Raw genomic sequence first — 13,691 nt, 5'->3', positions numbered from 1 at the left:
TTTTACTGATACCAACCTGTTGCCTCAGGCAACTGCTGAAATTCTTTCCTATTTACAATTACTTCATCATGTAGGTAACGGTTAACAAATATGGCTAATGTCAATGCGATATCTTCTTCATACACATTGCTAGACCAATGTGCCTTGTATGCTTCTCCATTCATCTGAACCGTTAGAAAATAATCAGATACCGGGAACCCGACTCTTGTACTGCCATCTTCTCCGAAATATTCAGCTTCCTGAATCATTGACAACAATTCGATAGCCTTCATTTCTTCGTATATTTCCTTCATTTCTTCTCTTGAAAACTTTAATGAAGTAGTCACCGTTCCATCTAACACAAGGTCTTTTGTGTAACTATTTTCAAATGTGTTTATCTCATGTAAGGCACCTACTCCATATTTTAGAGAAAATTGAAAGTCATTTGGCATTTCCGTTGGCATGATGATTTTTTCCTCAACGTCCTTTACATCTGTCACTGTCACAGGTTCTGCAACGTCACCTATGTTATAATTTCCTTTTTTATGATCCTCTAAGATGACTTCGGTAACTAACCAGTATCCTCCTATAAGTAAGATAAGTCCTGAAAGAACTGATAAAAATACGGGCTTGAAAGCACTGAGAAATGATTGTTTTTTACTGCCTTGCTCAATTCCCCTCATGAGATCAGTGTAAATTTCCTGTTTTTCCTCTTTAGTAAAGTCGATTGAATGTAAGCGTGACAACGTTTCATCCATTTCTGAATTGTCGTTACATCGTTTCATGCGTATATCCCTCCTCGACCATTTGCTTCTTTAATGCTGCTTGCCCACGAAACAAGGTTGTTTTTACTTTACTTTCATTCCATCCAAGCACGTCTGCCGTTTCCTGAATTGATAGTTCTTTTATCTTTCGTAAAATAATGACTTCTCTGTAGGAGCGTTTTAATTTGTGTAACGAACGGTAAAGCTGTTCTTCTTTTTCTCCTAACAAAGAAATTTTCTCGGGACAATATTCTGTCGAAGGTATTGTTGATATCGAATCTAGGATGAAACGAATCGGTTTCTTTTTACGAATATAATCGACGCTCCCGTTTCTAGCAATCTTATAAAGCCAATTCTTATCTGACGTATTTCCTTGAAAATAGTCCATTGATTGGTACGCCTTTAAAAAGGTGTCTTGTGTTACATCCTTTGCTTGGTCTTGATCACCGATCATGAGCAAAACAAAGCGATAAATTTCATCACTATATTGTTCGTACCATTCTTGAATTTGTTGTTTGGCAAGTTCATCAGACATTTGACCACCTCTTTCTCTTTGGATGTCGTGAAAATGACTTTTCCTAAAGACGTGTGAATTACAAAAAAGTTTCAGTTTGTTTAAAAAATTTCCCTACTCGCCCCTCTGTTTTTATTCATTTTGCATTTGTATAATTCTTCCTTATCTACTACACTAGAAATATATTAAAAAGTAGGTGATGTATAGTGATTAACGAGAAAATCGAACAATTTTTGCAACGCAACTACGAGCTAGGATATTTCATTGGAAATGTATTGATTGCTAGAGGAAAATCCATTCTTTTTACTAAAAGCTATGGCATGTCGGATTATGAAAAGCAAATTCCACATATTTCCTCGACTCCATTTTTAATTGGCTCTGTCTCGAAGCAATTCATTGCAGCCGCAATTATGAAACTACAAGAAGAAGGAAAACTTCATTGTGATGATACGATCGACAAGTATATTACTCATTACCCTCATGCCTCTCAGATTACCATACACCAGTTATTAACTCATAGTTCTGGTATCCCAAACTATACAGAAACCGCTGACTTCTACAATACTAAAGATAAGATACTTTCACCTGATCAGATTATAGACATAATTAGAGACAAACCTCTTTCCTTTCCGCCAGGTACATCATGCCATTATAGCAACTCTGGCTACGTTCTCTTAGCGCAAATTATTGAAAGCATAACCGGACTTCCCTATGATGTTTACCTGAAGCAAACCATTTTTACCCCTTTGTCAATGAATGACACCGGAGTGGTTACAAATGGACTGAATCAAGCCGGCAAGACGAAAGGATACTCTGGTACGATGCATGGTTATAAGGAAACTCCGGATTGGAACATATCAAGTTTTTACGGGGCTGGTGCTATGTATTCTACAGTAGAAGACTTATATAAATGGGACCGTTCTCTTTATACGGATATGATTTTGAGTTCGGAGTCTCGAAAATTATTATTCACGAAACACATTGGAAACTTTGGGTATGGTTGGTTTGTGACTGAAGATGGGGTATACCATGATGGACGAATTACAGGGTTTAACTCTATTATTAGTCGTTATCCAGAAGAAGGTCTAGTCATCATCATTTTAAGTAATCGTGTCTATTTTGGCCCACGAATGGAAACGATAACCCGTGACATTCGGTCAATTCTAAATGGAAATGATACCGCTTTACCCCAACAACAATCGTCAATTGAATTACAACGAAATACCGCAGAAAAATACACCGGTACCTATATGGAACCAACAATGGGCGTTCCTTTTACCGCCGAATACATAGACGGGAGAATGGTATTCTATGATTCAACGGCACCCGCTTATCAAGCTGAATTAAAAGCTATTACTCAATCAGACGAAGAAGATATTTTTACAATTGGAATGTCGACAGGGCTGCTTTCTTTTAAAAAGGATACCGATGGAAACGTCAATAAGCTCACCTTTAGTGAAGATGGGCTAGAGATACCAATGGAAAAGATAAAAGCAGAGTAATCCGAAATAGTGTAAAGGCTGGAACAAAAGTTAGGATAGCTTTTGTTCCAGCTTATAACAACCGCTTTAGTTCCTCACAAACGACGTCCACGTCTTTGTTCGTTGTATCAATCACCAGATCCGAACTATCTTTTAATAATGGCAATACATATGTAAAACTAGCTATAATCTCTTCTCTTTCCTGTTCATTCTTCCCGAAATCATTAGTAGTCCTTTCTACCACTCGCTGCAACATCACATCAAGGTCAGCTGATAAAAGCACAATATAATCAACCAACTTATAGAACTTGCTTTGGTTCGAATAACATCCGGAAATAAACAAATGAGATTCTCCATGTTCTTGAAGGAGTTGATTCATTTTCTCTTCATCTAGCATTACTTCTTCTCCGTCTTTCGTCTTTCCAACCGTTGTATAGCCATAATCGGTATCAATAACTTTAAATCCTTGTTCTGCTAAGTGCATTAGGGCCGATGACTTCCCTACCCCTGATAAGCCCGTTACGTATACTGTTGTCATAATTGTTTTCCTCCCGATTAGAAGATATACATAAAAGAACACAGCCATTTTAATGTGCACTGCTCTTTTATAGCATCTATATTTATTAAAGAAAAAACAATAGCTCTGTTTTCACACCAATTTTTGAAAATCCGTTCTTTTCGTACATTTCTTTTGCTGTATCCTCGTTATCTGTTATGAGATATGCGATTTCATTGTTTGTGGTATAGGCTTGTTCTAAGACATATTTTAAAACGGCAGTTCCAAATCCTTTTCTTTGATACTGCTCTAAAATACTAAAATCGTCTAGTTTTACAATTCCTTCTCGCGACATATATTCAATATTCCCGATGGGTGTCTTTCCTTTATAGCATACAAACATGTCTAACATTTTATTAGATTTATAGACTTCAGCTTTTCTGTTGATTCTCCTTGTTGCAAAATCAAGGCCCATCTCTTCTTGATTGGCTACTATATCTACATCAATTCCGTCTTCTAATACGGTTTCATCAGTTGCTTTTTTAATTGTGCATACAGGATTTCCTTTTAGGCTATGATACTGTTTTGTTTCAAAAAACATGATGTCATATGTACATACTTGTGGTTGCACTGGTAAACGATCAAGAAACTCTTTACGTATTGGAGTTGTTGTCTCCACTCTAAAAAAACCACTAGCGATTGTTTCCTTTTTTTTGAGTGATTTACAAATGAAGTCATGTAACCCTTCACTTGACTTGTACCACGAAAAATTGTGAGAGTACATATCAGGTATGGCACAATCGCTAAATGTAATAGCTTCATCGGTTTCTATCGCATCTGAAAACAGACGTACATACTGTTGTTCCATGTCCACTAACTGTTCTAATAATTTTGTTTTGTCCATACAAAAATTCCTCCCTCACAAACCACCTGTTACACCTCACATGAGAAATAAGTCATCTTAAACCCAGACTTTTCAATCGAAGGATATCCACCTAAATCATAGCAGTTATTTGCTGCAGTAGTCACTTCCACATAACTGAAGTAAGATTGGGTTGCCAACAGTATAGCGACAACAAGTAGAGCCACTGTACCTATCAAAACCATTCTCTGTACCGATGTCAATTTTTTAATTGATTCCGTGTAAACCACCTCCTCCATATTTATCCGATATAATCCTAATAGATTTTATATTTTATCTTGCTTTGACATTTTTTTCAGTGTGTTGTTTATATTATTTAAACTAATTAGGATAAAACCGAGCATAATAAACGTTATGATTTCTCCTGTAAAAAAAGAAATAACTCCTAATATCAAAAAATATAAACCGTACCACCAATTATTCATTTACAAGCTCCTCACTAATTAAATTAGTTGTACTCAGCAGGTTTAATTTGCTCCAGAAATTCTCTAGTAATTTCTTCTGTCAAAGGACCAGTATATACATCGACAATATCACCGTACTCATTAATTAGCACCGTTGTGGGTAGAGGGTTAATTCCATATGCATCATAAATCCCTTTTCCCGTATCAATGACAACAGGAAACGAAAGATTCATACGTTCCACAAATCGTTGAACTGAGAGTTTTGTTTCCCCTGCATTAATTGCGATTAACTCAATTCCCTTATCTGAATATTCCTGATACAGTTGTTCCATTATTGGCATTTCTGTAACACATTCAGGACAAAACGTCCCCCAGAAATTTAAGAAGACTCCTTTCCCTTTATATTCATTCAATTCTACGAGTTGTCCATCGATATCCTCAAGGACAAAATTTATGGATTTAGCGCCGATTTGTATACTATTCCTTTCATTAAAAAAGCTGAAATAAAACGTATATCCTATCGCTAATAGTAAAAAAGATAAAATAACGGTTCTTGTGATTAACCGTTTTCGCTTCATTATGTCCACCTCAATAGCCTGTAATTAAGTAAAAATACGAGTGATAAACTCTTGAATTTGGTTCCCAAAAATATTAATGTAATACATCTTACCGAAAAATATAATGATTCCTAAAAGCACCATAATTACTCCACCAATTTTCATTAATATTGAGGAATATTTAGTAATAAAACGAACTTTTCCAATGGCAAAGCCCATTGCGATGAATGGCAATGAGAATCCTAATGAAAAGGCAGTGATATTTACAAACGCTTTGGTTGGATTAGCCATAGCCGAATACATGATTGCCCCAAAAATAGGACCTATACAAGCCGTCCATCCTGCTGAAAAAACGACTCCGATAATAAATGTATTTACATATGAAATTTTGTTAGGACGATATTTAATCCGCAGTTCAGAAAATAACAGTTTAGGTTCTATGATACCAGCAAGAAATAAGCCAATGAGTACTAGAAAAATTCCTCCTAATTTCTGAATCAATGGTTGATACTGAATTAATAAACTACCCACCATGCTTGCAGAGAAACCGAAGACATAATATATAAAGGAAAAACCTAGACAAAAAATTATAGAATGGGCCATAGTTACCTTCCATAATTTCTTGTTTTCTTTTAATTCATTAACCGAAATACCAGTAATATAGGAAATAAACGAAGGGTAAAGAGGTAAGGTACAGGGAGAAACAAAAGCTAATACTCCTGCTGCAAAAGCTAATAGTATCGTAACTTCAGGCACTTTAAAACATTCCTTTCGATAATCTCTTTTTAGGACTTATTTTAAATCAACGAACTAATCAGTAATTACCCATAGAATATATAATCGTAAATTCCCCAAAATGTTAACATTAACATCCCAATAAGGAAGCCTATTCCAAAAATCATGATGTATTTCGATCCTCTTTTAAGTAGATTCATTGCATTTGTTCCTTTCTATATGAAATAAATACTAGCTAGAATTATGATAAGAATACTTGCTCGAATCCAAATAATTGTATCACTAATTCCAGCTTTCTTTTCTAAATGGTAGATATAGTGAACGATTATCATAAAACCGAGTATCGTCAGTATATACCCTGTTGTACTCTCAACTATTGATAGGAATTCGAATATTCCTAGTGCGATTAAAATAATTCCTATCGACCCTACAATCATGTTTATATAGAGGTTTCTATTATCCAATGCTGTACCTCCTTACATCACACAAATATCTTACCATATAAACCCAGAACAATCTCTACTATTTGTAATTAATAGGGAAAAAGCGCTCCTGCTGCTGTGACAGAAACGCTTTTTGCTAAAGGGCATATTATCTGTATTAAGATTTGAGGTTTATTTGTTCAATAAGTGAAGGAACCTCTATCAAGTTAGTTACAATGAAATCTGCTTCGACATCGTTCCATTGCAAGTCCTTCTTCCAAACTCCTTTCATCCCGACCTTTTGTGCAGCATAAACATCGTTTTCTGGATGGTCTCCAACAAAGATGCTTTCATTCGGCAAGACGTTAAGTTTGTGTAGTGCTCTCTTGAAAATTTCGGGGTTGGGTTTTTTGATGCCTTCCCACTCAGATATTAGGATACTATCAAAATATGATGTTATGCATAGAGCTTCTATGTTATCCATTTGAAATTGTCCATATCCATTTGTAATCATTCCTAAGGAGATGTACTGCTTTTGTAATGCCTCTAACATTTCGATAAGGTTTGGAAAGGGTACGCAGTGATTTTTAAACTTATTTTTATAATCTCGTAACAGTGCTTCCCAACTGATTCCGCATATCTTATACTCCTCGACTATTTGTTGATACACTTTGTCTTTCCACACATACCCTCGTTGATCCAGTTCTATAAATCGTGTCACATACTTCTCTTTTGGAATATGACCGAGATAGGTCGATAATCTTTCATACTGGCAAGCAATAAATTGTTTTACCGACTCATCTCGGTCAAGTAGTGTTCCGTCTAAATCAAATATAACTGATTTAATCATCAGTTTCCCCTCTTTCCCCTAAAGTTATTTAGACGCTATAACTGTAAACTCCCAAGGAATATTTTCATTATTCCAACCACGATGTTCATCAAACTTTTGGATAGTAAACTGGGATGTAATCACTGCATTTAAGATTTCACTTAACGTAAAAGGTCGAATTAATACACTAGGGAAATCACGTTGTTCTTGTTCGGAAAATTGATGCTTATATGCGAGGTCCCCGCTTTGCAGTTCATTGTCAAAGTAGGTAGCTTCAATTGTAAAGTCAGGTCGAATGCATCTTCTAAGAGGGTGGAAATCACTTAAAATCATTGTTCCATCCTTTTTTAAAAGAGAATAAAGAAGCTTCATTAACCGATTGATATCTTCAAAGTAATGCAAGACCCCACCTTCTAAATAAAGGATATCGAAGCGTTCGCCATACGATTTGACATCAATGTCATAGATGTCACCAACTATAAAGTCGATTGAAGTGTTTGCACATGCAGCTAACTCGATTGCATACCTTTTATTTTCTTCTGATAAATCAAACACTGTGACATCAGCTCCTAGTAACGATAATGGAACTGCCTTTCGACCATTAGATCCGCATAGGTTTGCGATGCTCTTCCCTTCAATGTTATGAAAATAGGGTGCATGTTTTTTTAAAGAAGCCTTTGGGTTAGCCATGATTTCTTTCGCTTTATCGATAGGAGACCCGTCTCTTTGAATCCAAAACTCATAGGCTCTGTACTCCCATGCTTGTTTATTTACTTTACTTTGTTGGTTCACTTTCTCACGCCCTCTTTTCCTCTATTGTTATTTCATTTCCACTTTTATTACGAAATTCCTTGAAACAATTTATATTCCCGTCTCAAACTAGTAAATGGTAATGTAAAAAGAGACTAGAAAAAAATGTATACAATTTGAAACGTTTTTAATAGGTTGTTGCTCTAACTATTAGAAAACTTGAAAGGAGGGCAACTCATTGCATGATGTAAAAATAGTCAAAAAGGCTAAAAAAGGAAATAAAAAAGCATTTCAAATCCTTATGGAAAGCGAAAAAAGCAAGCTTTATAAAATAGCTTTTGTCTATATGAAAAACGAGGATGAAGCGCTTGAGGTATTTCAAGAAACCATCTTAAAAGCATTTACCTCGATTCATTCGCTAAAGGAAGAAAGATATTTTTCAACTTGGCTGACACGTATTCTCATAAATACAGCTATTGAGTTGTTGAATAAAAAGAAAAGAGTTATCCCTATGGAAAAGGAGTTTATTGAGAACCGAACAAATGACCATTTTTTTGCGGAACATCACCGCGACCTTGATTTGTTACAAGCGATTACAGAGTTAGAAGAAAAATATAAGTCCGTCTTACTTCTAAGGTTTTACAAAGATTATTCTGTAAAGGAAATTGCGGATATATTGGATTGTCCAGAAGGTACCGAAAAACAAACATTCACCGAGGAATTCAACAGTTACGAACTATGTTAAAGGAGGACTGCGCAAATGGCTGAACAATTTCCTGATTTCAAAAGAGAATTAGACAAAATTGATGTGCCAACTGATAAGCTTGATTCGATTATTGAGCAAACAGTGAAACAAAAAAGAATGAAGATGACATGGATAAAAGGAGTTACTGTGGCTGCTTGTCTTGTCTTGGCCGTGCTCGTCGTCATAAATATACCTAATGGAGGAAATACGTCAGCTTATGGGGTTACACTCATTGATTCGGATGGAACGAAAATTACGTTAGATGACATTGGATTAACTCGTGAAGAGCTTGGAACATCTGTTAGACAAGTTAACTCAAGACCCGATTTACAATTCTTCATTGAGGGAGAAAACATTGCCAAAATCGAAATTAGTACTGAAAAGGAATATTTGGATGCAGTAGATTGGACAGAAACTCAACATGAAAAATACTGGGACATAGAATATACTTCTTATTTTGACGAAGAAAAACAAATAAGGATTCATGATTGGGATTCCATATATGAAAAAGAAATTACGATGACTTTTAGTGAAGATTTCAATGAGTATGATAAAATCTGGTATCGTTGGGACGCGTGGAATTTATATAAATGGGCTGCAAGTGATAACTTTTCACAGTTTCTTGGCTACGGCATTCCGGTCGATGACTTTAATCCAGAGGAATTCGATAACTTGAGTCCAGAGGAACAAGCGGAGATAGCTGCAGGATCACCTACCTCAGCTGAAGGCCATATCCAATTGGGCGATTACCCTGAGCATTTGAGAGAAGATACAATCACAATTACAATCACTGATCACAAAGGGAAAGTCACGAAAAAATACATCCATGTAAAGGTAAGTAACAATGCATTACGTCAAACTGTTGTAACTGCCTATGTGACGGAAGCTAAATAGAAGAGGAATGCAGAAGAGGCGCAGACAAAAGGTTGTTTTATTGATGGCACTGAAAAAGTTAAACCTAACTTTTTCAGTGCCATCGTTTTTTTACCTTTTGTCTCACCTATTTCATTTTTCGATTTCACTTTGTTTCATATGATGTTCCATCGCTTCATTGAGCCATGTTTGTTCTTCTTTGGTGAATGGCGTATTAACCATGTTTTCTAAGTCTTTCACGTCGATTTCTTCTATATTAACATCTGCTAGCTTTTCCATCAGGTCGTCACCTAGATACGTGAAAATGGACTGCATGTATCTACTGACCATGTCTTGTACGCTGGGATGATTAATTGGAGTTCCGTACAATTGTTTCACTTCATTGGCTAGTTGCACAAACGACTGGTCCAAGCTAAATTGTTCTTCTTCGGATTTTTGTGACAGTTCCTCTAGTACTTCGGAAAAGTTATTTTGCTTCATCCATTGCTTTTGTTCGCGTTCTCCTTCCATCGCGTGTATGAGACTGAACAACAGACGACTGTCTACCTCTCCTTCTTGTTCTAGTAGGTTTTGAACTCTCCGGATATTTTTCACCAGTTGTTCTATTTTTGCTTTTTCCTTTTCTAACGACTGAAGCTGAAGCGCTAACGATTCATTTAACTCGACTGTAAAACTTGTTTCATCGAGTAGGTTTGAAATTTTTTCTAGGCTGTATCCTAGTTGCTTTAAGCTTAAAATTTTGTGAAACGTTACGATGTCATCATATCTATACATCCGGTGCCCCGATGATGGATTTTTCTCAGGATTCAACAACCCAATATCGTTATAGTAATGTAATGTACGAATGGATACTCCTGTCTTTTGTGAAAACTCACCTATTGAATACGTATCATTTTGACCCACAACATCCCCTCCTAAAAAGTATAATTTCATTATAAAACCTACTGTAACTAGAGGTTCAAGAGAAGATTTTGATTATTTTATACTTTTCAAGAAAAATATCTAAAACTAAAAAAGAGTAATCACTAGTTCGATTACTCTCAATACATTTATTATAATTGCTTATCTCCCCAAGAAAAACGCACCATATAAGAGGGCGCCTGCTATCACAAACGCAGGATGGACCTTCCATTTTTCAAGAAGTAAAAAACTGATCGCAACAATCGCCGTTGTTTGAAGCCAGCCTGATAATTCAATCGATGACCCAAAAAAGCGATAGGCTAATAGACCAAGTAAAACCGCAATCGTTGGGCGAACAACATTCGTCATTCGCTTTACTTTTGGGGATTCTCGGAATTTATAAAGTAAGCTAAGTAAGGCGATCATTAAGACTAATGATGGTGCCACTGTCGCAAAAACACCAACAGATGCTCCTAAAATCCCAGCTTGTTCAAATCCAACATACCCTGCCATCTTTGTGGCAATCGGTCCTGGTAAGGCATTTCCTAACGCAAGCGCCTCGCCGAATTCATCGACTGACATCCAGCCATAGCGGTGAACGACTTCATGCTCTATTAGTGGAATTGACGCTGGTCCGCCACCGTATCCAAGAATTCCTGGTAGAAAGAAGGCGAGAAAAATTTCTATGTATATCATCCTTCTGCCGCCTCCTTTTTATCCCTTTTTACAATCGCAAATAGGAGGAGTGCCCCGATTAAAAATCCTGGATGTAACGTAAGAAAGCCTAATAGGACAACGCTGATTCCGATAAGAAGCAAACTCCATTTCCAACCGATTCCCGCTTTGGATTTTGCAAAAAACTGCCACGTTAATACTGCCATCATGACTCCTACTACAGGAATAACAGCTTGCGTCATTCCTTGAACCCACGCTTGGTCTTTATAAGCAGAGAGCGATGTTAAAAAGACAATCATTAATACAATGGTTGGAACTACAGATGCTGCTAATGCATTAAACATTCCTAGATAGCCACCGACTCTGTAGCCAATATACCCTGCCATTTTTGTAGCAATCGGACCAGGTAATGTGTTTCCTATTGCTAATATATCTGCGAATTCATCTTCGTTCATCCAACTATATTTTTCGACGACTTCTTTTTGAATTAGTGGAATTGAGGCGGGACCGCCACCATACCCAAATATTCCAACTCGGAAGAATGCCAAAAAAATTTGCCATTGCTTCATTTTCTCCCCACCTTCTCTATCGGACCGTGGTTCCGCTATTTCCTTATAATTGGCCTTTTTTGATTTCTAACGGACACCAGAGACTCTATTTTCAGTAAAACAGGGTCAAACACGCTTACTTTAAGCAAATAGCGAATCGTATGTCCGTTAGCTGTGCAAAGTGGCTATTTTTTAAGAAATAAGGGACTGTATGTCCGCAACGAACCCACACCACTTTTAAAAGTTTGCTTTTGATTGTCCACCATCCACATTTAGTGTGGCGCCAACAATCCATGACGCTTTTTCACTAGCTAAAAACAGCACAACATTCGCTATTTCTTCGACGGTACCAAAGCGCCCTGCTGGGATTTCAGAATCAACAAACGAATTAATTTTTTCCGGGTTCTCGTCTAATCGTCTTTGCCAGTTGCCTGTTGGATGCAAGATACTGCCTGGCGCAACACCATTGACGCGAATCCCGTCCTTGATCACTTCATCAGCTAATGCTTTTGTAAAACTTATCATTGCTGCTTTTGCATTGTTGTATGTTGGCTTCCCACCTGATTCTCTTCCGAATATCGATGAGATGTTAATGATCGTGCCACTTTGTTTTTTCTTCATAATCGGAAGGACCAACTGACTCATGTGCACTGCTGAGAAATAATTCAATTGCATCGCTTCTTCAAATAAAGCAATGTCCGTTTCTGCGACGGTTGTGCCATTGCTTCCCCCTGCATTATTGATAAGAATATCGACTGTACCAAAGTGGGACAGAACATCATTCATAACTCTTTCTCGCTCATCATTTACACTAAGGTCTCCGTTAAAAAGAGCTACTTCCCCTAGCTCTTTTTTGGCTTGCTCGAGTCCTTCAAGAGAGCGTGCAATGATTCCAACCTGTGCGCCTTCTTCTAGAAAAGCCTGGGCGATGCCTTTACCGATTCCTTTTGAGCCACCTGTAATGATGACTACTTTTCCTTGTAAACCTAACTCCACGGGATTACCCCCTCAGTAAATTATGCTCAATGATTTTTTGATGAGATACCGGGAACGGATAGCTTTCTACAGAGTTTCGGTCGACTAACGCGATGTCGTCTCTTTTTGGCAATCCGCTTTTCAACTCTGCTTTATAAACAGTAATATTCCAGATTAAGTGAGAAAAGGTGTGCTCTACGTTTTGCACTTTTTCTGTAAGAACAACATCCATTTCATATTCATCACGTAAAAAAGCTTCTAGTTCTTGCTTTTGCTTGTTCACATCCATGGTTTCATGGTTAGGGAACTCCCACAGCTTTGCAAGTAACCCTTTTTCACCACGTCGATGAATGACGACTTGGCCGTCGTTGGTTTGAATGACCGCTGCTGCCATCTCTTTTTTTGTTGCTTTCTTTTTCTTCGCCTTGATTGGAAGCTCTTTTTGTACCCCTTTTTCATATGCTCTGCAATGTTCTCGGACTGGGCATAACAAGCAGCCAGGAGATTTCGGTGTACAAATTAACGCTCCAAGTTCCATGATGCCTTGATTGAATTCAGAGGGCTTTTCTTTAGATATCAGTTCATAGGTTACATCTTCAAATAATTTGCGTGTTTTTGTTTTCGCGATATCTTCTTCAATTAAAAGTACTCTAGATAGAACACGCATCACGTTACCGTCGACGGCTGGTTCCGGTTTATTATAAGCAATGCTTAAAATCGCTCCAGTGGTATATGGTCCAACGCCTTTTAGCTTTGATATTTCTTCTTTCGTATCCGGTACGATACCCCCGTAATTCTCTGCTACTTCTCGAACCGCCGTTTGTAGATTACGAACGCGTGAATAATACCCTAGTCCTTCCCACGCTTTTAAAATTTTTTCCTCTTCTGCATAAGCGAGATCTTCTAGCGTCGGAAATTGCTTCATGAAGTTTAAGTAGTATGGAATGACGGTTTCGACCCTTGTTTGCTGGAGCATAATTTCAGACACCCAGATTCGGTAAGGGTCTTGGTTGATTCGCCATGGAAGGTCTCGTTGCTCCCCTTCATACCATTCAATGAGGTTATTTCGAAATGTCTCGTTGTCAAATTGCTTTAAGATTTCAGTTGTCACTTGTTACCTCC

General features: G+C 37.3%; 18 protein-coding genes. 3 read left to right on the top strand and 15 right to left on the bottom strand.

All coding sequences use genetic code 11. The annotated features are described in order from the left end of the window. Positions 1-2 precede the first annotated feature (2 nt). Together BK585_RS03660 and BK585_RS03655 are read right to left on the bottom strand one after the other, a co-directional pair. Positions 3-764 (bottom strand): hypothetical protein, encoded by a 762-nt coding sequence (locus BK585_RS03660; protein ID WP_078551929.1) that lies wholly within the window; start codon positions 762-764, stop codon positions 3-5. Next, positions 751-1,278, bottom strand: a complete 528-nt coding sequence (locus tag BK585_RS03655; protein WP_245805774.1) for an RNA polymerase sigma factor — start codon at positions 1,276-1,278, stop codon at positions 751-753. Before BK585_RS03655 ends, BK585_RS03660 begins: the two co-directional genes overlap by 14 nt. A gap of 185 nt (positions 1,279-1,463) precedes the next feature. On the opposite strand from BK585_RS03655, the gene BK585_RS03650 reads away from it, so the two are divergent. Next, positions 1,464-2,759 (top strand): serine hydrolase domain-containing protein, encoded by a 1,296-nt coding sequence (locus tag BK585_RS03650; protein WP_170885462.1) that lies wholly within the window; start codon positions 1,464-1,466, stop codon positions 2,757-2,759. 52 nt (positions 2,760-2,811) lie between these two features. Here the strand turns inward: BK585_RS03650 and BK585_RS03645 are convergent, their stop codons facing one another. The 8 genes from BK585_RS03645 to BK585_RS03615 all read right to left on the bottom strand — a co-directional run bounded on the left by BK585_RS03645 (position 2,812) and on the right by BK585_RS03615 (position 7,895). Beyond that, positions 2,812-3,276 carry an RNase adapter RapZ gene (locus tag BK585_RS03645; protein WP_170885461.1) on the bottom strand — a complete coding sequence of 155 codons (465 nt, stop codon included), beginning with the start codon at positions 3,274-3,276 and terminating at the stop codon, positions 2,812-2,814. 85 nt (positions 3,277-3,361) lie between these two features. Continuing rightward, the gene (locus tag BK585_RS03640) at positions 3,362-4,138 is read right to left on the bottom strand and encodes a GNAT family N-acetyltransferase (protein ID WP_078551923.1); all 777 of its coding nucleotides are present in this window, start codon (positions 4,136-4,138) and stop codon (positions 3,362-3,364) included. 284 nt (positions 4,139-4,422) lie between these two features. Next, entirely contained in the window at positions 4,423-4,581 is a 159-nt protein-coding gene (locus BK585_RS23875) for a hypothetical protein (RefSeq protein WP_170885460.1), read from the bottom strand. Between the two features lie 23 nt (positions 4,582-4,604). Beyond that, a complete protein-coding gene (gene resA, locus BK585_RS03635; protein WP_078551921.1) occupies positions 4,605-5,138 on the bottom strand; it encodes a thiol-disulfide oxidoreductase ResA in 534 nt (177 codons plus the stop codon). Between the two features lie 24 nt (positions 5,139-5,162). Beyond that, positions 5,163-5,873: a cytochrome c biogenesis CcdA family protein gene (locus tag BK585_RS03630; RefSeq protein ID WP_078551919.1), complete on the bottom strand. Its 711-nt coding sequence runs from the start codon at positions 5,871-5,873 to the stop codon at positions 5,163-5,165. Between the two features lie 194 nt (positions 5,874-6,067). Continuing rightward, the gene (locus BK585_RS03625) at positions 6,068-6,316 is read right to left on the bottom strand and encodes a hypothetical protein (RefSeq protein ID WP_078551917.1); all 249 of its coding nucleotides are present in this window, start codon (positions 6,314-6,316) and stop codon (positions 6,068-6,070) included. A 136-nt stretch (positions 6,317-6,452) separates the two neighbouring features. Further along, positions 6,453-7,124 (bottom strand): HAD family hydrolase, encoded by a 672-nt coding sequence (locus BK585_RS03620; RefSeq protein ID WP_078551915.1) that lies wholly within the window; start codon positions 7,122-7,124, stop codon positions 6,453-6,455. A gap of 24 nt (positions 7,125-7,148) precedes the next feature. After that, on the bottom strand, positions 7,149-7,895 hold the full coding sequence (locus tag BK585_RS03615; RefSeq protein ID WP_078551913.1) for a class I SAM-dependent methyltransferase: 747 nt from the start codon (positions 7,893-7,895) through the stop codon (positions 7,149-7,151). 196 nt (positions 7,896-8,091) lie between these two features. On the opposite strand from BK585_RS03615, the gene BK585_RS03610 reads away from it, so the two are divergent. Together BK585_RS03610 and BK585_RS03605 are read left to right on the top strand one after the other, a co-directional pair. Then, a complete protein-coding gene (locus BK585_RS03610) occupies positions 8,092-8,598 on the top strand; it encodes a sigma-70 family RNA polymerase sigma factor (RefSeq protein ID WP_342744277.1) in 507 nt (168 codons plus the stop codon). 15 nt (positions 8,599-8,613) lie between these two features. After that, positions 8,614-9,492, top strand: a complete 879-nt coding sequence (locus tag BK585_RS03605) for a hypothetical protein (RefSeq protein ID WP_078551911.1) — start codon at positions 8,614-8,616, stop codon at positions 9,490-9,492. A 111-nt stretch (positions 9,493-9,603) separates the two neighbouring features. Here the strand turns inward: BK585_RS03605 and BK585_RS03600 are convergent, their stop codons facing one another. From BK585_RS03600 to mutY, 5 genes are all read right to left on the bottom strand, one after another. Continuing rightward, positions 9,604-10,374 carry a MerR family transcriptional regulator gene (locus tag BK585_RS03600; RefSeq protein WP_170885459.1) on the bottom strand — a complete coding sequence of 257 codons (771 nt, stop codon included), beginning with the start codon at positions 10,372-10,374 and terminating at the stop codon, positions 9,604-9,606. A 159-nt stretch (positions 10,375-10,533) separates the two neighbouring features. Continuing rightward, positions 10,534-11,067 carry a chromate transporter gene (locus BK585_RS03595; protein WP_078551907.1) on the bottom strand — a complete coding sequence of 178 codons (534 nt, stop codon included), beginning with the start codon at positions 11,065-11,067 and terminating at the stop codon, positions 10,534-10,536. Then, positions 11,064-11,615, bottom strand: a complete 552-nt coding sequence (locus BK585_RS03590) for a chromate transporter (RefSeq protein ID WP_078551905.1) — start codon at positions 11,613-11,615, stop codon at positions 11,064-11,066. Before BK585_RS03590 ends, BK585_RS03595 begins: the two co-directional genes overlap by 4 nt. Before the next feature lie 216 nt (positions 11,616-11,831). Then, positions 11,832-12,590, bottom strand: coding sequence for an SDR family NAD(P)-dependent oxidoreductase (locus BK585_RS03585; RefSeq protein WP_078551903.1), 759 nt, complete (start codon positions 12,588-12,590; stop codon positions 11,832-11,834). A 4-nt stretch (positions 12,591-12,594) separates the two neighbouring features. Continuing rightward, a complete protein-coding gene (gene mutY / locus BK585_RS03580) occupies positions 12,595-13,680 on the bottom strand; it encodes an A/G-specific adenine glycosylase (RefSeq protein WP_078551901.1) in 1,086 nt (361 codons plus the stop codon). Positions 13,681-13,691 lie beyond the last annotated feature (11 nt).

This window comes from Bacillus alkalicellulosilyticus (genome assembly GCF_002019795.1).
GTDB lineage: Bacteria > Bacillota > Bacilli > Bacillales > Bacillaceae_F > Bacillus_AO > Bacillus_AO alkalicellulosilyticum.
Note: the sequence above shows the minus strand (reverse complement) of the source record. Positions and strands in the feature narration are given on the sequence as shown.